Origin of the sequence: Streptomyces sp. H51 (genome assembly GCF_035656535.1) — a bacterium.
GTDB lineage: Bacteria > Actinomycetota > Actinomycetes > Streptomycetales > Streptomycetaceae > Streptomyces.
The window spans coordinates 269,682-292,045 of the sequence record NZ_JAYMHD010000038.1 but is presented as its reverse complement, the minus strand read 5'-3'; the positions used below and the strand labels follow the sequence as shown (position 1 = coordinate 292,045).

Genomic DNA, 22,364 nt, shown 5'->3' with positions numbered 1-22,364 from the left:
CCGCCAGGCCGCCGCCCACCCCGGCACCGCCCTCATCGAGATCTACCAGAACTGCAACATCTTCAACGACGGCGCCTTCGAGGCCCTCAAGGACAAGCAGCAGGCCGAGGAAGCGGTGATCCGGCTGGAACACGGCCGGCCGATCCGCTTCGGCGCCGACCTGTCCAAGGGCGTCGTACGGGATGCGGCCACCGGCGACCTGAAGGTGGTGACGGTGACCCCCGAGAACGAGGCACGGATCCTGGTCCACGACGCGCACTCCGCCTCGCCCACCACCGCCTTCGCCCTGTCCCGCCTCGCCGACCCCGACACCCTGCACCACACCCCGATCGGCGTGTTCCGCGACATCGAACGCCCCGTGTACGACGAGCTGATGGCCGACCAGCTGGAGCGGGCCGTCGAACTGCACGGCAAGGGCGACCTCGCCGCCCTCCTCACCGGCAACGACACCTGGAAGGTGGAGACCTCATGACGTACGTCATCGCCCAGCCCTGCGTCGACGTCAAGGACAAGGCATGCCTCGACGAGTGCCCCGTCGACTGCATCTACGAGGGGCCGCGCAAGCTGTACATCAACCCCGACGAGTGCGTGGACTGCGGTGCCTGCGAGCCCGTGTGCCCGGTCGAGGCGATCTTCTACGAGGACTCGCTGCCCGACGAGTGGGCCGGCTATCTCACCGCCGAGCGGGACGTGTTCGCCGTGATCGGTACGCCCGGTGGCGCGAGCGCGGCCGGACCACTGGCCGAGGACCACCCGATCGTCGGGGGCGAGCCCGTCCCGGTGGGCTGAAAGCCCAGGTGAGGGTGGTAACGAGCGTTTGCTTCAGTGTGGCTTCCCCGGTCCTTCAGCGGAGTCGGGCAACGTGCTCTCCGTCAAGCGCACGTGCCCAGCCAGCCTTCCGCAGAGCCGCCGGACACCGCCGCAGAGGAAGTCCATGGACACCTACACCCCCACGTACACCCCCACGTCCCCCACGTCCCCCTCGTTCCTCGGACCCCACCATCTGGTCCACAGGCCCGGCAGCCCCGAGGCCTTCCTGTTCAAAGCGACCGCGCCGGTTCGGCAGAACTTCGCCTTCTCCGCGCAACTGCCCGAAGAACACCCGCTTTTCGGCGATTCCGTGTCGCGGTACCACGACCTGCTGTTCCCCATCGAGTCGCTGCGCCGGACGATGCTGTTCGCGGCTCGCCGCTACTTCAGGGTGCCGACGGGCCGGCGCCCCGTGCTGGCCTCCGCCGGCGCCACGATCACGGGTCCGGACGCCTGGCGCCGCGACGGCGCCGGCACCAGGATCGCCCTGGACCTCGGGATGACGCCGTTCGACGTGGTCGGCGGCGTGCCGCGCGGCCTGGAGTGCGAGGCCGCCGTCTCGATCGACGGCGAGCGCTGCGGAACCGCCTCGGCGCGGCTGGTCTTCCCCCTCCAGGGCGTCGGCCCCGGCGGTCCGGCGCTCGGCCGGCCGGAGAACTCGGAGCCGACGGCGGCGGGGGGCGGCGTCCCGGCGTCGCCCGGGACGCCGCTGCCCGAACAGGTGGGGCACCTCGACAGCCGACACGTCCTCGTCGGGCTGCCCGCGTACGCCGGGGCGGAGGGCGGCGACGGCCTGGTGTTCCCCGTCCACGCACCGGCGGCCGCCGAGGTGCCGGCCGAGGTGCCCGGCGTCCTGGAGCCGATGCTGTTCCTGGAGATGTCCCGCCAGGTGGGGCTGCTCGCCGCCGCCGAACTGCGCGGCTTCGTGCCGTCGTACGCCGTGCTGTCCCGGTGGCAGGCCTCGTTCGAGGGCGTCGCCGAGTCGGCCCTGCCGCTGCGCTGCACGGTGCGCGAGGAGGCGCGCCGTGCGGACGGGCGGGTGTCCCGGGACGCGGAGGGGCGGCCGGTGATCGACCTGCGGATGTCCTTCCTCCAGGGCAGCAGGGTCGTGGCGCGCGTCTCCGCGGCCGTGCTGCAGGACTGCTGAGGCGCGCGATGAGATACCGCGTGCTCGGCCCCGTGCACATGTCGCCCCGTACGCCGTCCGCGGCCAAGCCGCGCGCGGTCCTGGCCACCCTGTTGGTGCAGAACAACACGGTGGTGTCGACCCACACCCTGATCGACGAGCTGTGGGGTTCCGAACCCCCGCGCACGGCCACCACCACCCTCCAGGTGTACGTCTCCCAGCTGCGCAAGGCCCTGCTGGCGGCGACCGGTGAGGCCCCGGCCCGGACGGACGCGGCGGAGACGGAGACGGCGCAGACGGACACGGCGCAGCCGCTGCTGACCCGCCCGCCCGGTTACCTGATGCGGGTCGCCCCCGATGACCTGGACCTGTCCGTCTTCGAGTCGCTGCGGGCCGAGGGCCGGGCCGCGTTCGGCAGGGGCGAGTACCAGGCCGCCTCGCAGGCACTGAGCCGTGCGCTCGGGCTCTGGACGGGGCCCGCGCTCTCGGGCATCCCGCACGGACCGTCGTTGCAGGCTTCGGCGATCAGACTGAACGAGTTGCGCGCCGAGGTGCTGGAGCAGCGGATCTCCGCGGATCTGCGGCTCGGGCTGCACCAGGAGCTGATCGGCGAGCTGATGGCGCTGGCGCACGAGCATCCGCTGCGGGAGGCGCTGCACGGTCATCTGATGGTGGCGCTCTACCGCTCGGGCCGGCAGTCCGACGCCCTGCAGGTCTACCAGCGGGCGCGGCGGGCGCTGGTCGACGAACTGGGCGTGGAGCCCGGACCGGTGCTGAGCGGACTGCAGGAGCGGATCCTGGCCTCCGATCCCGCGCTGGCCTGGCGCGGCGAGGCCGAGCGCCGGCTCGCGCCGGTCGGCGCAGGGGACGACCGCCCGGCCGAGGGGTCCGGGAGGGCGGCGCCCGGGAGAGACGCGGGGCCCGGGAGAGACGCGGGGCCGACGGTGTGGCTGCCGCCCGCCGTGGCCGACTTCACCGGTCGCGAGGACCAACTGGCAGACGGTGAGGATCTGTTGGCGGACGACGCTCCTGGCCGGACCAGGGTGCTGGTGCTGTCGGGCCGGGCGGGCGCCGGTAAGACGGCGCTGGCCGTGCAGCTGGCCCACGGAGCGGCCGGCCGGTTCCCCGACGGGCGGGTCCTGGTGTCGTTGCGGGACGAGGGCGGGCGGGCCGTCGAACCGACGGCGGCGCTGACGACCCTGCTGCGCCGGCTGCGCGGCCCACGGGCGGCCGGAGCGGGGACGGACTCCGGGACGGAGGCGTTGCCGTCGTCCGAGGCGGAACTCGCGGAGCTGCTGCACAGGCGCACCGCGGGCCGCAGGATGCTCTTCGTCCTGGACGACGCGGTCTCGGAGGCGCAGGTCCGGCCGGTGCTGTCGGCCGTGCCGGACAGCATGGTGATCCTGACCAGCCGTCATGTGCTGGGCGCGTTGGGCGGCGTGCGGCGGCTGATCCTCGACGTGCTGTCCGCGCCGGAGGCCGAGGCACTGCTCATGGCCTGCGGCGGGCGGCGGATGCGGGACGACCAGGAGGCGGCGGGCGAGATCGCCCGGCTGTGCGGCCGGCTGCCGCTCGCGCTGCGGGTGGCCGCCGCCGGGCTCGCGGCCCGGCCGCACTGGACCGCCGCCGGGCTCGCCCGCCGGCTGCGTGACGAACGGACGCGGCTGGCCGCGCTCGCGCTGGGCGATCTCGACGTACGCAGCAGCCTGCTGACCGCCTACCGGGACGTGAACGAGGAGGCCCGGCACGCCTTCCGGCTCCTCGCGCGGGCCTCGCTGCCGGGCTTCGCCCTGTGGAGCGCGGCCGCGTTGCTCGGCACGGACCTGGCGGAGGCCGAGCGGCTCACCGAGGAGCTGGTGCAGGCCCATCTGCTGGAGGCGCGGCGCCGGCCCGGACGGTCGGCCCCCGTGCGCTACGGCTTCCACGCGCTGCTGCGCTCGCTGGCCCTGGAGGTGCCGGCCGGGGAGGACCCGCAGGAGGACCGGGCGGCCGTGGAGCGGCTGTGCCGTGCCTTCCTGGCGCTGGCCAGGCACGCGGACGCGCGGCTGACGCCCGGCCGGGTCCTGCTCGCGCACGAGGCCGAGCCCCCGGCCGGGGTCTTCCCGGAGGAGGTGGTCGGCAGCGCGCCACTGCGGTGGTTCCAGGAGGAGTCCGCGGGCCTGTCGGAGGCCGTACGGCAGGCCCACGCGGCCGGGCTGTGGGGCCTGTGCTGCGCATTGGCGTCGGCCTCGGCGGGCTACTACGAGGCGGCCGCCCTGTGGGGCGAGTGGGAGTCGACCCACCGCCTCGCGCTCGACGCGGCCCGCAGGTCCGGCGACGTCCACGCCGAGGCCGTCGTCCTGCGGTCCCTGGGCGACCTGGACTGGCAGCGCCAGCAGACGTCGGCGGCGATCGACCGGTACCGCCTCGCCGGGGAGTTGTTCACCCGGCACGGCGACCGGGCGGCGGCGGGCCGCTGCCTGTCCGCGGAGGCGGACGCGCTGCTCGGGACGGGGCGGGTCGCGCAGGCCGGACGGGCTTACGCGCACGCCCTGTCGGTGAGCCGGCCGGCCGGCGACGCGCGCGGCACGGCCGAGTCGCTGCGCGGACTGGCGCTGGTGGCGGTGCGCGAGGGCTGCCACGAGGAGGCGCTGGCCCGGCTGGCGGAGTGCGAGAACGCGGCGCGCTTCGCGGGCGACCGCCGGTGGACCGAGTACGCCCGCCGCACGGCGTCCGCCCTCCGCGCGGCCCTCGGGTCCGGCGGTCCGGGCACGGCGGCCTCGATGCCCCTCGAAGTCCGTCCGGGAGTCTGGCTGTTCTGCCCGTCGGAGCCGGTCCGCCGAGCGGCGTGAGCCCCGTCCCGCCCGCTGCCGGACACCGTACCCGGCACCGGGCGGGCACCACGCCCGGACGCGGACCGCGCACCGACCGGCCACCCCCGCCCCCGCCGCCCACACGCACGAACACCCTCCCACCACCAGGCGGGCACCACGCCCGGACGCAGACCGCGCACCGACCGACCGCCCCCGCCGCCGCGGCCCGGCACGCACGAACACCCTCCCACCACCAGGCGGGCACCACGCCCGGACTCAGACCGCGCACCGACCGACCGCCCCCGCCGCCGCGGCCCGGCACGCACGAACACCCTCCCACCACCAGGCGGGCACCACGCCCGGACTCAGACCGCGCACCGACCGACCGCCCCCGTCGCCGCGGCCCGGCACGAGACGGTGACCGTCGGCCCGACGGGCCACCTCGTGGCGGACGGCACGGGCGCCGGCTCCGGCACCTGCGACTGCTTCGGCACCTGTCCGTGTGCGGTTCAGCCGTGCGCGCGGCAGCCGACGCCTGCACCCGACGCCTGCGCCCGATGCCTGCGCCCGATGCAGGCAGCCACCACCGGCGCCCGCGCGCGGGCCCGTCTCACCACCCGTCGGCGGCGGCCGTCTCCCGCTCGTCCGCCCGCTCCCGCTCCCCCACTGCCGTCACCACGGCGTCGACGATGCCCGGGTCGAGTGCCGTGCCCGCCGCCGTGTCCCTCGTACGGCCGAATCCCGCGTCCTCGGCGGCGACGGCGACGGTGTGGCGGCTGCCGAGCGACCACGTGCGGAAGGCCCAGCTGCCGACCGGCGCGGGGGTGCCGTCGGGGCGCAGCACGGTCCGGGGCGCCGCCTGGTCCGGGGCGAAGCCGAAGTCGGTGAAGCGGAAGCGCAGGCCGAGACCCAGGGCCTTGCTGTAGGCCTCCTTCAGGGTCCACAGCCGGAGCACGGCGGGGTTGCGTTCCACGAGCGGGAGGGCCTCGACGCGCTCCAGTTCGTACGGGGTGCACAGGTGCCGGCCCAGCCCCGGGCCGTACAGGACCCGCTCGGCGGGCTCGGCGTCGACACCGATCGCGCCGTCGGCGGCCAGGCCGACCAGCAGCAGGCCGTCGGTGTGGCTGAGGCTGACCCGGACGCCGTCGTAGCCGCGCAGGAAGGGGCGCCCGGTGAGGCCGTAGCCGATCTCGACCGACTCGGGCGGTACCCGGAGCGCGGCCGCGGCCGCGAACTTCAGCAGCACGCGCGAAGCGGCGAACCGGCCGCGGACCTGCGGGTGCGTCAGCTCCAGATAGCGCTCCCAGTCCCGGCCCAGGAGCACGCGCAGCCGCGGCAGGCCCGCCCGCTCCGGCCGCCAGGCGTCCTGGCGGGCGAAAAGCACCGCGGCCCCGTGCCGTTCCAGGTCAGCGCGTACTCTGCTCCAGTCCCCCGACGGGCCGCGGATCGCGATCGGCTCCCCCAGCGTCCGCCCCGGGCCCCGGCACCCGGGCGCCGGGAGTGCCGTCCGCGGCGGCAGTGCCGCCGGTGCTGTCGGCGCTGTCGGCGCTGTCATCGAATGCCTCCATCGTGTCGTGGAGATCGGACAGCACGTCGGCCGCGGTCGCGCCGTCGATCACCCGGTGATCGAAGGTGAGGCCGAGCCGCATCACGGGCGCGGGCACCACGACGCCGTCGCGCACCACCGCGCGGTCCACGACCCGGCCCGCGCACAGGGTCACCGCGGTGCCGCCGGCCGAGTGGAAGCCGTCCACGGTGCGATGGCCGAGCGAGCTGACCGAGACCGTGCCGAACACGCCGGCGCGTCGGCCAGGATCGCGCAGCGCCGCGGCGAACGCGGCCCGGCCGAGCGGGACCGGGAGCCGGCCCAGCATCCGTACGCCCTTGAACTCGGGCAGGTCGGCGGCCCGTTCGCCCCGGTAGCGGTCGACGCGTTCCTGGATCTCGCCCAGGGTCGCCGACTCCAGGCCGGGCACCAGCGCCGAGAGCACGGTGCGCTCGCCGTCCACCGGCCGGTCCAGGGCGAGCTTGGCGGTGACGCCGTCGAAGCGGACGGTCCTCGGGCGCCGCAGCGGTCCGGGCCAGCCGGGGGCCATCGCGGCGTTGGCCTCCGGGTGGCGGTCGAGGACCCGGCCGGCGGCGTACAGCAGGTAGCTGACGACCGAGTAGCGCCGGCCGTCCGCGCGGGCGGCGGCGCGGTGCGCCTGGACGCGGGTCATGTCGATGTCCGTGTCCAGGTGCACCGGCCGCTGGGCCGCCGCCCACTCCAGGAAGTACAGGGTGTGGCGGCGGCGCCGTTCGGCGGTGACGGTGGGGGTCACCCGAGCACCGCCAGTTCGTAGATCTCCTTCAGGCTGCGGGCCTCGAGCACCTTGCCGACGGCGATCTTGCGGCCGACGGCGGTCTCCAGGGCGGTGACGAGCTTGAGGAGGTACAGCGAGTCCCAGTCGGGGAGTTCGTCGAAGTCGGCGGCCACCTGCCCGGCGGCGAGCGGGATCCCGATCTCCTCGTCGACGAGCCGGACGTAGTCGTCCAGGGTGAAGCCGCCTGTGGTGGGAACGGTGCTGTCGACGCTCATATCTTCTCCAGGGCGAAGCCGGCCTTGATCCACTTGCTGGACTCGACGGCGATCGCGAGGGCCCTCTCGCCCTCGGACATCCGCTCCAGCAACTTCTCGATCTGCAGGAAGGGCAGGGCGTTTCCGTTGTTGCCGGTGTCCGCGACGCAGCTGATGTCCGCGGCGGTCGGCACGTCGAGTTCCTCGGTGATGCGGCGGGTCATCCGGCCGGACAGCTGCGGCGGCAGCAGATAGTCCAGCTGGTCCGCCTCCCAGTCGAGTTCGCCGAGCATCTCCCAGAGGATCTCGACGGCCATGACGGGCACGGACTCCTCGATGGCCTTGTAGTCCTCGGTGAGGGCCTGCCGGTCGTCGTACCGGTCGGCGAGCCCGAACCACTCGATGACCTGGCCCGGCGCGCGGCCGAGGCCGGTGAAGCGGTTGAGGACGTGGCGCAGCGCGAGACGCCGGCCGCGCGGCTCGGCGGTGACGACGGCCGCGCCGGCGCCGTCGCCGAACAGGACGTAGTTGACGAGGTCGCCGGGGGCGGCGCCGGCCACGTCGCGCTGGAGGTCGAGGTGCTTGCTGCACACGTCGCCGCCGATGACGAGTCCGGTGCGGTACTGGCCGGAGGCGATCATCGTCTGTGCCAGGGACAGGGCCTGTACGGCGCCGGCGCAGCCGGACTGGAGCTGGAAGGTGGGCACCTGGTCCAGGCCGAGCTGGTCGGCGACGTGGTTGACGGTGGCGGGCATCAGGGTGTCGGGGGTGGCCGTGCCGAGGACGACGAACTCGATCTCGGAGGGGTCGACGTCGGGGTCGGCGAGCGCCTTCTCGGCGGCCTGGGCGCAGAGGTCGGCGAGCGACCAGCGGACCACTCCGGTGCCGAGGTCCCGGGCGAAGTGCCGGGTTCTCGTGCCGATGAAGACCTCGATCCAGTCCTCGTTGATGCCGAGCACCTTGGCCAGGGTGGCGTTGTCCACCGGGTCACCGGGCAGCGCGGTGCCCAGGGAGGCGAGATGGGCCGTGACAGCCGTCGGGGTGGTCATGCCGTCCTCTCTTCTTCCATCAGCTCCCGCTCGTCCGCCGCCTCGGCGGCGCCGACGGGACCAGGGGCCGCCGCGCCGGACTCCCGCAGGAAGGCGACGAGGTCGCCGACGGAGGAGAGGCGGGGCAGCAGGTCCTGGACCGTCAGGGCTCCGATGCCGGTGAGCCGGGACTCCAGCCGGTTCTTGAGCTCCATGACCATGACGGAGTCGAAGCCGAGATCCTCGTAGAGCCGGTCGCGGGGGCCGATCTCGGCGTCGGTGTAGCCGCCGACGGTCCGGACGGCGGCGAGGACGGCGTCCTCGACGGGGTCCGCCGGGCCGCCGGGCCGGTTCAGGGTGAGGACGGCGGCCGGCGCCGGCTGCGGCTCCCGGTGCCCCGCGTACGCGAGGTCGGCCGGCTCGTCGGCCGTCGCCCGGCCGCGCACCGGATTCCTCGCCCAGTAGCGGTGCTGTGTCGAGAACGTGTACGGCGGCAGCGGGTGCGGGACCCGTTCCCCGGGCGCGTACACGGCGTCCCAGTCGGGTTCGACGCCGCCCCGGTACAGGTCGGCGAGGGCCTCGGCGAGGTCCCGGCCGGCGGACTCGGGGCCGCGCACCGGCAGGACGTGCGCCGGGCCGGGGCCCGCGGCGGAGCCGTGCAGGCGGCGCACCATCCCGGAGAGCACCGGCCGGGGGCCGGTCTCCACCAGGTGGGTCGGGCCGTCGGCGAGGAGCGCGGCGACCGCGTCGCCGAACAGCACGGTGGCGCCGATGTGCTCGACCCAGTACGCGGCGTCCATCGCCTCGCCGTCGAGCACCCGTCCGCGGACGGTCGAGTACAGCGGAATCTCGGGCACCGTCCCGCCGACCTCCTCGGCGATCTCCGCGAAGCGGTCCAGTACGGGCCGCATCAGCGGTGAGTGGAAGGCGTGCGAGACGGTCAGGCGACGGGTGTCGACTCCCTCGGCCCGCAGTTCGGCGCCGATCTTCTCCAGGGTCTCCAGGTCACCGGAGAGCACCGTGGACGTGGGGCCGTTGACCGCGGCGACCCCGATCAGGGGTTCCTGTTCGATCCGGGCCGCCAGCCGCGCGCAGGGGGTGCGGACGGCCAGCATGCCTCCGCCCTCGGGGAGTTCCTGCATCAGGGCGCCGCGGGCGGCGATCAGCCGGGCGGCGCCGTCCAGCGGGAGCGCCCGGGCCAGGACGGCGGCGGCGAACTCGCCGACGCTGTGGCCGAGGAGCATCTCCGGGTGGACGCCGAGTTCCGTCAGGGTCCGGCCGAGGGCGTAGCCGACGGCGAACAGGGCGGGCTGCGTCCAGCGGGTGTCGTGGACGGCTTCGTCGCCGGCGAGGAGCAGGTCGCGCACCGACTTTCCGGTGTGCGGCAGCAGCGCGGCGTCGGCCTCGTCGAGGAAGTGCCGGTACAGCGGCGCCTGTTCGTACAGTGCGGCGGTCATCCGCGGGTACTGCGAGCCCTGCCCGGTGAACAGGAACGCGGTGCGCGGCCGTTCGGCGGGCCGGCCGGAGAGCCGGGCCAGCAGATCCGGGTCGGCGGCCGATTCCCGCAGCCGGGCGACGAGTTCGCGGGTGTCGGTGGCCGCGGCCGCGAAGCGGTGGCGGTGACCGGCCTTCACCCGGTTGCTCGACCTGGCCAGCGGGCCGAGCGGCACCCGGCGGGCCGCCGCCGCGTCCGCCTGGGCCAGCAGGTTGCGGCGCAGCGCGTCGGCGTTCGGGGCGGTGAGGGTGAACACCGCGGCGCCGATGCCGCCCGGCGCGGCGCTGTTCGCCGGTTCGGGGCGCGCGGCGTGCGCGGGCGCGGACTCCAGCACGGCGTGGGCGTTGGTGCCGCCCATGCCGAAGCTGCTGAGCCCGGCGACGACGGGGCCGGCGGGCAGCCGCAGAGGTGCCTTGAGCAGCCGCAGGCCGTGGTCGCGCAGTTTCAGCCGTTTGCTCTCCTTGGCGGCGAAACGGCTGGCGGGGACGATCCGGTGGTGCAGGGACAGGGCGACCTTGATCAGTCCGGCGATGCCGGCGGCGCCCTCGGTGTGGCCGAGGTTGCCCTTGACCGAGCCGAGCGCCATGGGTTTCGCGGCGCGGCCGGCGTGGTGGTGGCCGAGCGCCTTGACCTCCATCATGTCGCCGAGGGCGGTGCCGGTGCCGTGCGCCTCGGTGAAGACCACGTCGGAGGGCTCGACGCCGGCCCTGCGGTAGGCGGCGCCGAGCACCTCCTGCTGGGCCCACCGGTTGGGCGCGGTCAGCCCGTTGCTGCGGCCGTCCTGGTTGACGGCGGTGCCGCGGATGACGGCGTACACGCGCTGGCCGTCGGCGACCGCGTCCCGCAGCCTGCGCAGCACCACCACGCCGACGCCTTCGCCGCGGCCGATGCCGTCCGCCTCGGCGCTGAAGGGCTTGCAGCGCCCGTCGGGGGCGGACAGTCCGGCCTGGGTGTAGAAGATCGACAGGGCCGGTGTGAGGGCCACGTTGACGCCGCCGACGAGCGCGTGGTCGCACTCCTCGGCCAGCAGCGCGTTCGCCGCGAGGTGGACGGCGACCAGTGAGGAGGAGCAGGCGGTGTCGACGGCGAGGCTGGGGCCCTTGAGGTCGAGGTGGTAGGAGATCCGGTTGGCGGTCATGCAGTAGCCGTTGCCTGAGCCGACCTGGGCGGTGACGTTGCCGTAGTCGGTGAGGTGCAGCTGCGCCCACTCGTTGCCCATGATGCCGACGAACACCCCGGTCCGGCTGCCGGCGAGGGTCCGCGGCGGGATGCCCGCGTCCTCGACCGCCCGCCACGCGGCCTGCAGCAGCAGCCGCTGCTGGGGGTCCATGGCCGCCGCCTCGCGCGGCGATACGGTGAAGAACTCGTTGTCGAAGGCGTCCGGGTCGGCGATGAAGCCGCCCTCGGTGGTGTTGGAGTGTCCTTCGTCCCCGGCCGCCGAGTAGAACTCCTTGGCGTCCCACCGCAGCCGGGGCACCTCCCCCACCCCGTCCGCGCCGCGCATCAGCAGGTCCCAGTAGGCGCCGGTGTCGGGCGCCCCCGGGAATCTGCAGTCGATGCCGACGATGGCTATGGGCTCCATCAGGCGCCGCCGTCCTTCGCGGCCTGGGCGGCGAGTTCCTCCACGAGGTGGCCGGCCAGCGCGTGGACGGTCGGGTAGTCCCAGGCGGCGGTGGGCTCCATCATGACGTCGAAGTCGTCCTCGATGTCCCCGCACAGGCTGAGGGCGGCGACGGAGTCGAGGCCGTACTCGGCGAGGGGCACGTCCGGGTCGATCTCGGCGGGGCTCCGCTTGAGGTAGAGCGCGATGCGCTCGGCCAGCCACGTGGTCAGGGACTCGGTGGTGTGTGCGGTGGTGGGAACGGACATGGTGCACTCCTCGCGAGGGTGAGCGGTTGTCGCGTGCTGTCGGGTGGTGGTCCGCCGGCCGTCGCGGACGGGCGTTGTCCGTCCCGGACGGGCGTCGTCCGGGGTGGAGGCGCGACGTCCGGGGCGGCCGGCCGGTGTCCGTCAGCCGGCGAGCGGGGTGTCGTACAGGTCGTAGCTGGTGCGGGCGTGGAATCTGCGCAGGACTTCCTCGTGCATGCGGTCGTCCACGGACGCCGGGAGGGCGGCGGGGCGCCGGCCGAGCCGGCGGGCGAGCCGGTGCAGTGCGGCGGCGAGCCAGGCCGGGTCGGCGAGGAACGCGTCGCCGCCGTCGTGGGACGCCTGCTGCTGGACGCCGATCACGGCGGCGGCCGCGAGCAGCACGGCGTAGCGGTCGGCCAGGGCGAAGGCGGCGGGGCCGGCGAGGGCCGTGCGGTCCTCGGGGGCGAGCGCGCGGCTCGCCTCCCGCACCTGCCCCAGTTCGTCCACCAGTTGCAGGGCGAGCGCCTGGACGGCCCGTTCCTCGGGCGATGCGCCGGGCAGCCGGTCCGGGGCGGCGACCAGGGTGGCGCTGAGCGCGTCCCGTCCGCTCGCCAGGGTGAGCCGGTCGTAGGGGAGGCCGGGCAGGTCCGTGCGCGGCTGGAACAGTTCCGCGGGGGCGGGTTCGTCGCTGAACCAGGACCGCCGGGCGAGCCGGGACAGCTGGGGGATGATCGTGGCCTGGCAGGCGGCGGAGCCGGCGTGGCCGAGGCTGAGCACCGGCAGGTCCCGCAGGTGCTTCTGGAAGATGCCGTGCTCGCCGTCGCGGATGTAGAAGCGGGCTCCGAGCACGACGGACAGCTCCTGCGTCGCCTCGGCGAGCACCTTCGGCACGAGGTACTTGGTGGCGGCGGCGAAGACGCTGGTCTGCTCGGGCAGCAGGTGCACCGCCCGGGTCGCGGCCAGGGAGAGGCTGTCGCAGGTCAGCAGGTCGGTGAAGGCCCCGGACAGGGTGCCCCTGGCGTGCGGGATGTCCATGACGGACTTGCGGTAGAGGCGCCGGCCCAGCGCGAAGCGCACGACGGTCCGCAGGGCCGTGTCGGTGGTGCCGACGGCCATGCCGGGCAGCGCGGAGCGGGTGATCTGGAAGGCGCGCAGGGCGGTCTCCACGCCCTTTCCCTCCTCGCCGACGAGGGCCGAGGCGGGCACCGGGGTGCCGTCGAAGCGGAGTCCGGACAGCAGGCAGCCGCGCACGCCGACGGCGTCGTAGCGGGGCAGCACCTGCCAGGAGTCCGGGTCCGGGCCGTCGCGTTCGACGAGGAGCACGGAGTGGCTGCGGCTGCCCGGCGCGGGACTGGTGCGGCTGAACAGGACCCAGGCATCGGCGCGTGAGGCGTTGTTGATGACCTGCTTGGCGCCGTGCAGCCGGTAGCCGCCGGCGGTGGGGCGGGCCTCGAACTCGTTGCGCAGGAAGTCGTTGCCGTGCGCGAGTTCGTGGTAGGCGACCGAGACCTTGCCGCCGCCGGTGAGGATCTTCGCGAGGCGGGCGCGCTGCGCGGCGTCCCCGGCGGTCCAGACGTTCACGGCGGCCATGAAGGAGGTCACGCCGTAGCCGAGGCCCAGGGCGACGTCGCGGCGGAACACCTGCCGCATGACCCGTACCAGGGTGTCGAGCCGTTCCAGGCGGCCGCCCTCGGCGCGCGGCACGAAGTCGGCGTTCAGGCCGAGTTCGTCGAGGGCGCGCTCGCCGGGCCCGGAGAGTTCACCGGCCTCGTCCGCCTCCAGCAGCCGGGCGTACGACAGTTCGTTGCGCTCGTCGGTGGGGTCGCCGAGGCGCCGGTCCAGTTCGGCGACGCGGGCGGCGGCCCGGGCCTCCTGACCGGTCGGTGCGGTCGGCGTCCGCAGGTCCTGGGGTTGTGTGCCGGTCAGCATGACGTCCTCTCCGTTCCGCCCGCGTCCCCACCGGTCGACGCGGGCTGCCGCTCGGGCAGGCGCTGCGGGAGCAGCGAGAACAGGCGGCCCGAGGAGCGGGCCGCTCGCAGGGCGCCGAGCAGTTCCTCGTACGTCTCCTCGCCGGCCGCCGCCGGTTCGCCGAGGCGGACCAGCAGCCGGTCGAGGGCGGTGTGCAGCCACAGGCCGTCGCGCCACAGCTCCCCGGTGGCGGGGTCGTCGGCGAGGTGGCCGGTGCTGTGCGTCCACAGGCCGAGGCAGGCCGCTCCGGCCCAGCACAGGGTGTAGCGGCGGGCGACCTCGAAGGCGGCGGGCGGGACCTCGGTGAGCACGCCCTGGTACTCCTCCGCCTCGGCGTGCACCGCGCGGGTGACGTCGAGCAGCCGCCGCGCGGCTTCGGCCACGGGCGCGAGCGCGGGGTTCGCCTCCGCGCGCCGGGTGATCTCCTCGACGTGGCCCGGGAGGGACGCCGTGACGCCGCTGCCGTGCCGGGCGACCAGCGACAGTTTCGCCGGGTCGAGGTCCGGCAGCGGTGCGGCGAGGTCGAAGGCGGTGCCGGCGCCCGCCGTGTCGCCGGTGCGGCGCCCGAACCCGCGCACCAGTGAACGGAACTGGTTCACCAGGGAATTGAGGTTGACCAGGGTGTTGCCGTCGAAGAGCCCGACGATGCGGTGGTCGCGTACGACCTTCTGGAACCGTCCGCCCGCGTGCACGCCCTTGAGGAAGGCGCGGGCGCCGAGCAGCCCGGTCAGGTCGGCGAGGACCTGGTCGGTGCCGGTGGGCAGCAGGTACTTGGTGACGGCCGAGGTGACGCCGAGTTCGGCGGTCTGGGTCTGCACGGCGCGGGCGGCGACCAGGGCGACCGCCTCGTGCAGCAGGACGTCGGCGGCGGCGCCGGCCAGCACGTGCCGGGCCTGCGGGAGGTCGATCAGCCGCCGGCCGTACAGCTCGCGGTCCTCGGCGAAGTCCAGGCCGAGCCGCAGCCCGTGGTCGGCGGCGCCGAGCGAGAGCGCCGCGCACATGGTGCGGGTGAGCTGGAGCGCCTTGAGCACGATCTCCAGGCCCGCGCCCTCGGCCCCGACCAGGGCGTCGCGCGCCACGCGGGCCCCGTCGAAGGCGATGCCGGAGATGTCGGCGCCGCGGATGCCGTGGGTGCGGATCTTCGGGAGGTGGCGGTAGGTGTCCGCGTCGAGTTCCCGCTTGTCCACGAGCAGGACGCTGAAGCCGCGCGGCCCGCCGTCCGGCCGGGTGCGGGTCAGCAGCGACAGCACGGAACCCCGGGTGGCGTTGTTGATCAGCCACTTCTCGCCGCTGACCAGCCAGTGCCCGTCGGTGTCCGCCGTCTTGCCGCCCGGGTCCGCCGTCCCCTCGCCGGTGTCCGTCGTCTTGTCGCCGGTGCGCACCTCACCGGCCAGCAGGTCGCTGCCGTGGTCGCGTTCGGTGAGTCCGAGGGAGACCGGGACCCCGGCCATGATGTCGGCGCCGAGCCGGGCGGCCTGCTCCGCGGAGCCCGCGACCCAGACGCAGACTCCGCCGAGGTAGGTCTTGCCGTGGCCGATGGCGCAGGTCAGGTCGCGGCGGGCGACGGCGCGGACGAGCTGGAGCACCTGCTCGTAGTCGCGCAGCCGGCCGCCGTGCTCGACCGGTACGTACTGCGCGGGCAGGCCCCACTCCTCGAAGCGGCGGCAGATGTCGGCGGGGAACTCCTCCCGCTCGTCGAGCTCGGCGCAGCGCGCGTAGGAGAAGACCTCGTCGGGGTCGTCGGGGTCGCCGAGGAAGCGGTCGAACTCCTCGGCGAGCCGGTAGGGCGGGTGTTCCATGTCAGACCACCGTTTCCAGGGACGGGGCGGCGTCGGCGGCGTCAGCGGCGGCGGGGGAAGCGATCAGGTCCCGGACGGCGGGCTCCAGGACCTCGTGCAGCGCGGTGATCCGGCCCTCCAGGAACAGCTTGCGCATCAGGGTCCGCTGGATCTTGCCGCTCGTGGTCTTGCGTACGGTGCCGGGCCGCACGAGCAGCACGTTGCCGGCGGGGACCGTGAACTCCCGGCTGATGAACCGCTGGACTTCGGAGGCGAGGGTGGGCAGGTCGGTGGAGACGGCGGCGGGGCGGACCTCCTGCACCGCCACCAGGTGCTCGCGGTCGGTGTCGACGGCGAAGACCGCGCCCGCGCCGGTGCCGAAGGCCGGGTCGAGGGACTGCACGGCGCGTTCGACGTCCTGCGGGTAGAGGTTGCGGCCCGCCAGGATGACCATCTCCTTGAGCCGGCCGGTGACGTAGAGCTCTCCGCCGTGCAGCACGCCCATGTCGCCGGTGCGCAGCCAGCCGCCGCCGTCGTGTCCGCTGGCGCCGTCGGAGATCGCCGCGTCGAAGACCTCCTTGTTGGTCTCCGGCCGTTTCCAGTAGCCCTCGGCGACGCTGTCGCCCTTGAGCCAGATCTCTCCGACGTGTCCCCCGGGCTTCTCGACGTGGGTCTCCGGGTCGACGACGCGGATCTCGAAGTCCCGTACCACTCCGCTGCTGACGAGGGAGCGGCTGGGCTCGTCGCCGCGCGCGCCTGCCAGTTCACCGCGTTCCAGGGCCGCGGCGTCGACGTCGAGCACCCGTGGTCCGGCGGTGCGCGGGATGCCGGAGACCAGCAGGGTCGTCTCGGCCATGCCGTAGCAGGGGAAGAACGCCTCGGGGCGGAATCCCGCGGGCGCGAAGCGCTCGGCGAACGCGCGGATCGTCTCGGCCCGCACCGGCTCGGCGCCGTTGTTGGCGGTCGTCCAGGTGGACAGGTCCAGCGTCTCCAGCTGGGCGTCGGTGACCCTGCGCACGCACAGGTCGTAGGCGAAGTTGGGGCCGCCGCCGGTGGTCACGCCGTAGTCGCCGATCATCTTCAGCCAGCGGTGGGGTCGCTTGAGGAAGGTGAAGGGGGCCATCAGGACGGCGGGAGCGCCGAGGTACAGCGGGTGCAGGATGTGCCCGATCAGGCCCATGTCGTGGTAGAAGGGCAGCCAGCCGCCGCACACGGTGTCCGGGCCGGTGCCGATCGACCGCTGGATCGCCGCCTCGTTGGCGAGCAGGTTGCGGTGCGAGACCGCGACGCCCTTGGGGTCGCTGGTCGAGCCCGAGGTGTACTGCAGGAAGGCCAGGCTCTCCGGGGTGAGGGAGGGCGCGTGCCAGGCGTCCGCGTCGCCGCCGGCCGGGTCGTCGGTGGCCAGGCAGGGCACGTCGGTGAAGCCCTCCGCGGCCAGCCAGGCCGAGATCTCCGGAGCATTGGCGGAGTCGGTGAGCACGGCGACCGCCTCGGCGTCGCGCAGGATGCCGGAGACCCGCGTGAACTTCTGCCCCTGTTCGGTGGGCAGCGGTGCGGGCACCGCCACGGCACCGGCGTACAGGCAGGCGGTGAACGCCTTGATGAAGTCCAGGCTGGACGGATAGAGCAGCAGGACCTGCCGGTCCGCCGCTCCGCGCGCCTGGAGCCAGGACGCGATCCGGCGCGCCTCCCGGTCGAGCCCGGCGAACGTGAGGTGCTGCGGCACCGAGCCGCGGGCGTCGTCGGGCAGGAAGACGAAGGCATCCGCGGCGCTGCGGGCTTCGGTCCGCTCCAGAACCAGTTCCGTGAAGGTTCGGAAGTTCGTCAACGTCTTTCTCCGACCTCTCCGAGATCCGCTGGCGTGGCGCCGGCACGGGTCGCTCTGACATCACGATCGTCGTCCGCGGCGCTAAGGAGACGCTTGTGCGCTCCGCTCCGCGGTGGGGGCGTGGTACGGCGTGGCAAGGCGTGGGGTTCCGGTCATCCGGCGTGGTGCGCGGCGCCGTGGAAGTCCGCGGCAAGGCTCACGTGGGCCGGGACGTGCGGGAGTTCGGTGAGCGCATGGCGGAACTCGAGCGTGCCGTCGGCCGATTCGGCGGTCCGCTCGAAGCCGAGCGACGGGTAGAGGTCGCGCACCTTGCGGTTCTTGGCGGTGGGCCGGTAGCTCGCGCGCACCTCGGCCGCCCCGGAGTCCCTGGCGTGCTCCAGCAGCGCGGCGAGCGTGGCCTGCTCGATGCCGCGGGCGAAGACCCGGCAGCTGAGCAGCATGTTGTCGATGCGCAGGGCCTCGTCCTCGCGGTGGGCGAAGAGGGCGCCGACGACGCCGTTGTCGCCGAAGCGGTCGCGGGAGCGTACGGCCAGCACCAGGTGGTCCGGCGAGTCGAGCCGTTCGCGGACGTCGGGCGCCTGGAGCCGACGGGTGGTGAGGTTGAACTGGTTGGTGCGCAGCGTGATCTGCGCGATCCGGGCCACTTCGTGGTCGCGTACCGGGGCGACCTCCACGGTCACGCCGAGGGCGCGCAGGTACTCCTCCATCGTGCCGGTGGCCTGCTGGAGGTCCTGCCGCTCCGCCTCCTGGCGGTACTGCACGGCACGGCCCCGGTCCGCGGCGGTCAGTTCCCGTACGTCGAACCAGCCGTCGGCGAGCAGCCGGTCGACGTGCAGCGCCGGCTCCTCGTCGAGCGCGATCAGGGCGGTCTCGGGAAGGGAGGAGGCGACGAGGCCGCGTTCGAAGGGGGAGTCGTCGGCGAAGACGAAGCTGTCGGTGGAGAGGTTGAGCCGGTCGGCGATGGTGCGGATGGCGCCGTCCTTGGGCTCCCAGTCGGCGTGGATCCGCACGAAGTCGTCCTCGCGCAGGGTCATGTCGGGGTGGGTGCGCAGCACGTCCAGCACCGGCTCGCGGTCGTTCTTGCTGCACACCGCGAGCAGCACGCCCTGGCTGCCGATCTGCTTGACGACCCGCTGGAACCGGCCGAACGCCTCACCGCGGTAGGTGGTGGCGGCGGCGATGCCGTCGGGTCCGTCGTCGCCGAGGATGCCGTCCCAGAGGGTGTTGTCGAGGTCCACGACGAGGACCTTCCTGGTCCGGCCGCGCAGCGTGCGCAGCAGGTGGCCCGCCTGGCGCGCGTACCGGGCGAGCAGTTCCTCGCCCAGGTGCACCTTGGCGTAGGCGGCCAGCCGCGGGTCGCGGACCGGTCCGCCCTCGGCGATCAGCGGCTCCAGGTCGACGACGTGCAGCCGCGGGTGCGCGGCGGCCAGCCGCAGCACACCGATGTTGAACTCCCGCCACAGGATGGACAGTTCGGTGCGGGAGCGGTGGTCGAGAAGCTGCCGCGGGTGCTCGGCCGGCAGCGGCAGCGTGTTGAGTACGAGCGTGCCGGTGCCGTGTTCGTCGTAGCGGGCGGCGAGCGCGTCGAGGAGTTCGAGCTTGCCGGCGACGGCCTTGGCGACGTCCTCCGGGCCCCAGGGCAGCGGCAGTTCGTCGAAGACGACCTGGGCGTCGAGCAGGCACAGGGCGAGTTCGGTGCCGGGGGCGTACAGATGGCTGCCGGGGTCCTGGAGGTCGCGCAGCCACGCGTCGTGGTCGCCGACGCTCACCCGCGACGGGATGCCGTGACGGGCGAGTTCCGCGGTGAGCGGTGCGGTCAGCGCGTCGAGCGTGCCGTGCCCGGTGACGGCGACGCCGGCGGGTTCGACGCCGGGGTGCCGCTCGGCGACGTCCTCCGGGGCGACCCTGGCGAGCAGCCGGCCGGCGCGGGACAGCTGGGCGGGCCAGTCGTCCTGCCGCGCGAGTTCGGCGAGCAGTCCGGGCACCGCCGGGTATTCGGCGGCGAGCCTCTTCTCGCCGTACAGCGCGCGCAGCCGGTCGAGGGGGCCCGCGGGGCCGGTGGGCTCCGGGCCGGGCGGCGTCGTCACTGCTGTGCTCACGGTCTGTTCGCCTCTCTGCCGGGGCGGGCGGGCGTTTCGGAGCTTGTGCCCCGGCCCTAAAGACGGGCTTGCGCCGGGCCGGCCGCCCGGTCCGCGCGGGACACCCGCGTACGCGGCTCCGCGGCGTCCGCACGGGCTGCACCGGCGTCCGCACGAGCGGTCCCGGCTCCCGCAAGAGCTTCTTTAGGCGGGGTGCGGACCATGCGGAGGATGACTCCTTCTGAAAGGCAGCGTTGATGTCGACAAGTGAGCTGACCGCAGAGGTGTGTGTGGTCGGAGGAGGCCCGGCGGGACTCACGCTGGCCGTGGAACTCGCCAAGCGTTCGGTCTCCGTCGTGGTCGTGGAACAGAGCGGTCACTTCGACCGGTCGTTCCGCGGCGAGTCGGTGTCCCCCGACTCGGTGTGGCTGCTCGACAAGCTGGGCGTCCTCGGCCGCCTGAACGGCGCCTACCAGCAGATGCACAGAATGGAGATCGTCGACTCGGGCAGCACCGTGCTGCGCGCCGACTTCCGCCGCTTCCCGTACCCGCACCCCTACCCGGTGGAGATGCCGCAGCCGGCGCTGCTGTCGGCGCTGGCCGCCCTCGGGCAGGAGGAGCACCCGGACCACTTCGTCCTGGTGCGGCGGGCCACGGCGACCCGGCTGCTGCGCGCGGCCGACGGCAGCGGGCCGGTCACGGGGGTGACGGCACGCACCCCGGAGGGCGAGATCACGGTGCGGGCCGCGCTCACCGTGGCGGCGGACGGCCGGTTCAGCAAGGTGCGCGAGATGGCCGGGCTGCCGTACACGAAGCTGCCGCTGGACCGTGACGTGGTGTGGCTGAAGCTGCCGTTCCCGCCCGAGTGGGACGACCGCACGTACCGCATCCGCATCCGCGGCGACCAGCACGGGCTGTTCATCCCGACCCACCCGAACAGTGTCCGCGTCGGCTTCAACATCCCCAAGGGCGGTCTGAAGGAGCTGCGCGCCCAGGGACTGACCGCGCTGTACGAGCGTCTCGACCTGCTCGCGCCCGAGCTGTCCGGGTCGGTGCGCAGCGAGGTCCGCTCGTGGTCCGACACGTCGATGCTGGACATCTTCACCGCGCTGGTGCCGCGCTGGTCCATGCCGGGTCTGGTGCTGATCGGCGACGCGGCGCACACGCTCACGCCGATCCTCGGGCAGGGCGTCAACCACGCGATCATCGACGCGGTGACGCTGGCCCCGCTGGTGCGTGAGGCGTTCGACGCGGGCGGGGACGTGACGGCGCTGCTGCGGGCGTGCGAGGAGTTCCAGCGGGCGCGCGAGGAGGCGGTCGGCAAGTCGCGCGGTCTGCAGCTGCGGCAGGAGCGGCTGTTCGCCCTGCACGGCGCCGGCGGTGTCTTCCGGCGCTCGCTGTACCGCGTGGTCGACCAGAGCCAGAAGCTGAAGGAGCGGGTGCTGTCAGGCGCGTACTTCCAGCTCCAGAAGCCGGGTCCGCACGTCGTGGAGGCGCAGGCCACCGACACCCGCGTGTGACCGACCGCCCCGGTCCCGATCGCGGACCGGGACCGGGAACGAACCCGGGGACCGGAGACCGGGACGGAGACCGGGACGGGAACGGGACGGGGACGGGGACGGGGACCGGCGGGCGTCGGCCGGCGTCGGCGGACCGGATCGCGGGAAGGCCCTGGCCCGTACGCAGGACGCGTACGGGCCAGGGCCTTCCCGTTGCCTACGGACGCGTCACCAGGTGACGGGCAGACGGGTCAGGCCGTGCACCATCATGCCGGTCGTCAGCTCCAGGGACTCGACGTCCTCCGCGAGCCGCAGGGTCGGGAAGCGGTCGAGCAGCGAGGTGAGGACGATCTGCAGTTCCGCCCGGGCCAGTGCGGCGCCCAGGCAGAAGTGCGGGCCGTGGCCGAACGCGACGTGGTGGACGGCCTCGGGCCGCGCGGGGTCGAACTCGTTCGCCTGCGCGCCGGGGAAGCGCGCGGGGTCCTGGTTGGCGGAGCAGACCGCCGCCAGGACGGCGCTGCCCTTGGGAATGACGGTGCCGCCGACCTCGACGTCCTCCAGGGTGATCCGCAGCGGGCCGCCGTCGCCGATCGGGTTGACGCGCAGCAGTTCCTCGATGGCGTGGTCCATCATCTCGGGGTGTTCGCGCAGCGCGGCCATGTGCTCCGGGTGGCGCAGCAGCGTCAGGACCATCTTGCCGATCATGCTGACGGTGGTCTCGTGACCGGCGACGAGGATGGTCGCCGCCATCACGATCAGCTCGTACTCGTTGAGGCTGCCCTCCTCGTCGTGGGCGGCGACGAGCGCCCCCATCAGGTCGTCCGTCGGCTCCTCCCGCTTGCGCGCGACCAGGGCGGCCAGGTACTCGATCATCTGCTGGCGCTGCGCGGCGGTCTCCTCCGCGGTGTGCGCGGTCAGCGAGACGAACGCGTCCGACCACTCACGGAACCGGTCGCGGTCCTCGAAGGGGACGCCGAGCAGTTCACAGATGACCATCACCGGCAGCGGGAAGGCCAGCGCCGTGTTGAGGTCGACCGGCCCCTGGAGCTTCTCCATCTCGTCCAGCAGACCGTCGGTCAGCTCCTGGATGCGCGGCCGCATGTTCTGCACCCGGCGGGCGGTGAACTCGCGGGAGACGAGCCGGCGCAGCCGGGTGTGCTCGGGCGCGTCCGTGGTGAAGAGGCTGCCCGGCACCGGGGGCGTGCCGGTGAGCTGCGGCGCGTCGGGAGAGATGGTGGCGGCCCGGCTGAACCTGGCGTCCGCGAGGACGGTGCGCACGTCGTCGTAGCGGGTCACCACGTAGCCCTCGTCGCCGCTGGGCAGCCGGACGTGGGCCACCGGGCACTTGTCCCTCAACTCCTCGTACACCGGCGGCACTTCGACGGCCGAAGGACGGTGGAACGGGTAGCTGAGTATCGGCTGGTCCGTCTCCGGTCCGCCCTGCGTCGTGTCCGTCGTCTCCGTCGTGTCCATGCGTTTCCTCCGGCAACAGTGCTCAGCGGTTACTGGGGTGCGGTGGTCCGGCCCCGGGACGGCGGCGGCAGGCGCCGCGCCCCG

The 22,364-nt window shown here is 74.0% G+C and carries 15 protein-coding genes and 1 pseudogene; 5 read left to right on the top strand and 11 right to left on the bottom strand.

Going from position 1 to position 22,364, the window contains the following annotated elements; genetic code table 11:
* From VKA29_RS11790 to VKA29_RS11775, 4 genes and pseudogenes are all read left to right on the top strand, one after another.
* Positions 1–472: pseudogene (locus VKA29_RS11790) on the top strand (2-oxoacid:ferredoxin oxidoreductase subunit beta); the annotation flags it as partial.
* Positions 469–789, top strand: coding sequence for a ferredoxin (fdxA, locus tag VKA29_RS11785; protein ID WP_324785331.1), 321 nt, complete (start codon positions 469–471; stop codon positions 787–789). The pseudogene VKA29_RS11790 and the gene fdxA, both read left to right, overlap by 4 nt.
* Positions 790–934: 145 nt before the next feature.
* Positions 935–1,957: an AfsA-related hotdog domain-containing protein gene (locus VKA29_RS11780; protein WP_324785330.1), complete on the top strand. Its 1,023-nt coding sequence runs from the start codon at positions 935–937 to the stop codon at positions 1,955–1,957.
* Between the two features lie 8 nt (positions 1,958–1,965).
* Positions 1,966–4,767: an AfsR/SARP family transcriptional regulator gene (locus VKA29_RS11775; RefSeq protein WP_324785328.1), complete on the top strand. Its 2,802-nt coding sequence runs from the start codon at positions 1,966–1,968 to the stop codon at positions 4,765–4,767.
* Between the two features lie 571 nt (positions 4,768–5,338).
* On the opposite strand, the gene VKA29_RS11770 is transcribed toward VKA29_RS11775, so the two are convergent.
* The 10 genes from VKA29_RS11770 to VKA29_RS11725 all read right to left on the bottom strand — a co-directional run bounded on the left by VKA29_RS11770 (position 5,339) and on the right by VKA29_RS11725 (position 19,329).
* A complete protein-coding gene (locus VKA29_RS11770; RefSeq protein WP_324785327.1) occupies positions 5,339–6,112 on the bottom strand; it encodes a 4'-phosphopantetheinyl transferase family protein in 774 nt (257 codons plus the stop codon).
* Between the two features lie 22 nt (positions 6,113–6,134).
* The gene (locus VKA29_RS11765; RefSeq protein ID WP_420718472.1) at positions 6,135–6,971 is read right to left on the bottom strand and encodes a 2-oxo acid dehydrogenase subunit E2; all 837 of its coding nucleotides are present in this window, start codon (positions 6,969–6,971) and stop codon (positions 6,135–6,137) included.
* Between the two features lie 74 nt (positions 6,972–7,045).
* Entirely contained in the window at positions 7,046–7,306 is a 261-nt protein-coding gene (locus VKA29_RS11760; RefSeq protein ID WP_324785325.1) for an acyl carrier protein, read from the bottom strand.
* On the bottom strand, positions 7,303–8,334 hold the full coding sequence (locus tag VKA29_RS11755) for a 3-oxoacyl-ACP synthase III family protein (protein WP_324785324.1): 1,032 nt from the start codon (positions 8,332–8,334) through the stop codon (positions 7,303–7,305). Before VKA29_RS11755 ends, VKA29_RS11760 begins: the two co-directional genes overlap by 4 nt.
* Positions 8,331–11,390 (bottom strand): type I polyketide synthase, encoded by a 3,060-nt coding sequence (locus VKA29_RS11750; protein WP_324785323.1) that lies wholly within the window; start codon positions 11,388–11,390, stop codon positions 8,331–8,333. Before VKA29_RS11750 ends, VKA29_RS11755 begins: the two co-directional genes overlap by 4 nt.
* Positions 11,390–11,677 carry an acyl carrier protein gene (locus tag VKA29_RS11745; protein ID WP_324785322.1) on the bottom strand — a complete coding sequence of 96 codons (288 nt, stop codon included), beginning with the start codon at positions 11,675–11,677 and terminating at the stop codon, positions 11,390–11,392. Before VKA29_RS11745 ends, VKA29_RS11750 begins: the two co-directional genes overlap by 1 nt.
* A 141-nt stretch (positions 11,678–11,818) precedes the next feature.
* Positions 11,819–13,585 carry an acyl-CoA dehydrogenase family protein gene (locus VKA29_RS11740; protein ID WP_324785321.1) on the bottom strand — a complete coding sequence of 589 codons (1,767 nt, stop codon included), beginning with the start codon at positions 13,583–13,585 and terminating at the stop codon, positions 11,819–11,821.
* A complete protein-coding gene (locus VKA29_RS11735; protein WP_324785320.1) occupies positions 13,579–15,423 on the bottom strand; it encodes an acyl-CoA dehydrogenase family protein in 1,845 nt (614 codons plus the stop codon). The genes VKA29_RS11740 and VKA29_RS11735 overlap by 7 nt, the downstream gene beginning before the upstream one ends.
* Position 15,424: 1 nt before the next feature.
* Positions 15,425–17,230, bottom strand: coding sequence for a fatty acyl-AMP ligase (locus VKA29_RS11730; protein WP_324785319.1), 1,806 nt, complete (start codon positions 17,228–17,230; stop codon positions 15,425–15,427).
* Between the two features lie 152 nt (positions 17,231–17,382).
* Entirely contained in the window at positions 17,383–19,329 is a 1,947-nt protein-coding gene (locus tag VKA29_RS11725) for an HAD-IIIC family phosphatase (protein WP_324785318.1), read from the bottom strand.
* Between the two features lie 236 nt (positions 19,330–19,565).
* On the opposite strand from VKA29_RS11725, the gene VKA29_RS11720 reads away from it, so the two are divergent.
* Positions 19,566–20,828: an FAD-dependent monooxygenase gene (locus tag VKA29_RS11720; protein ID WP_324785317.1), complete on the top strand. Its 1,263-nt coding sequence runs from the start codon at positions 19,566–19,568 to the stop codon at positions 20,826–20,828.
* A gap of 207 nt (positions 20,829–21,035) precedes the next feature.
* Here the strand turns inward: VKA29_RS11720 and VKA29_RS11715 are convergent, their stop codons facing one another.
* Positions 21,036–22,280 carry a cytochrome P450 gene (locus VKA29_RS11715; protein ID WP_324785316.1) on the bottom strand — a complete coding sequence of 415 codons (1,245 nt, stop codon included), beginning with the start codon at positions 22,278–22,280 and terminating at the stop codon, positions 21,036–21,038.
* Positions 22,281–22,364 lie beyond the last annotated feature (84 nt).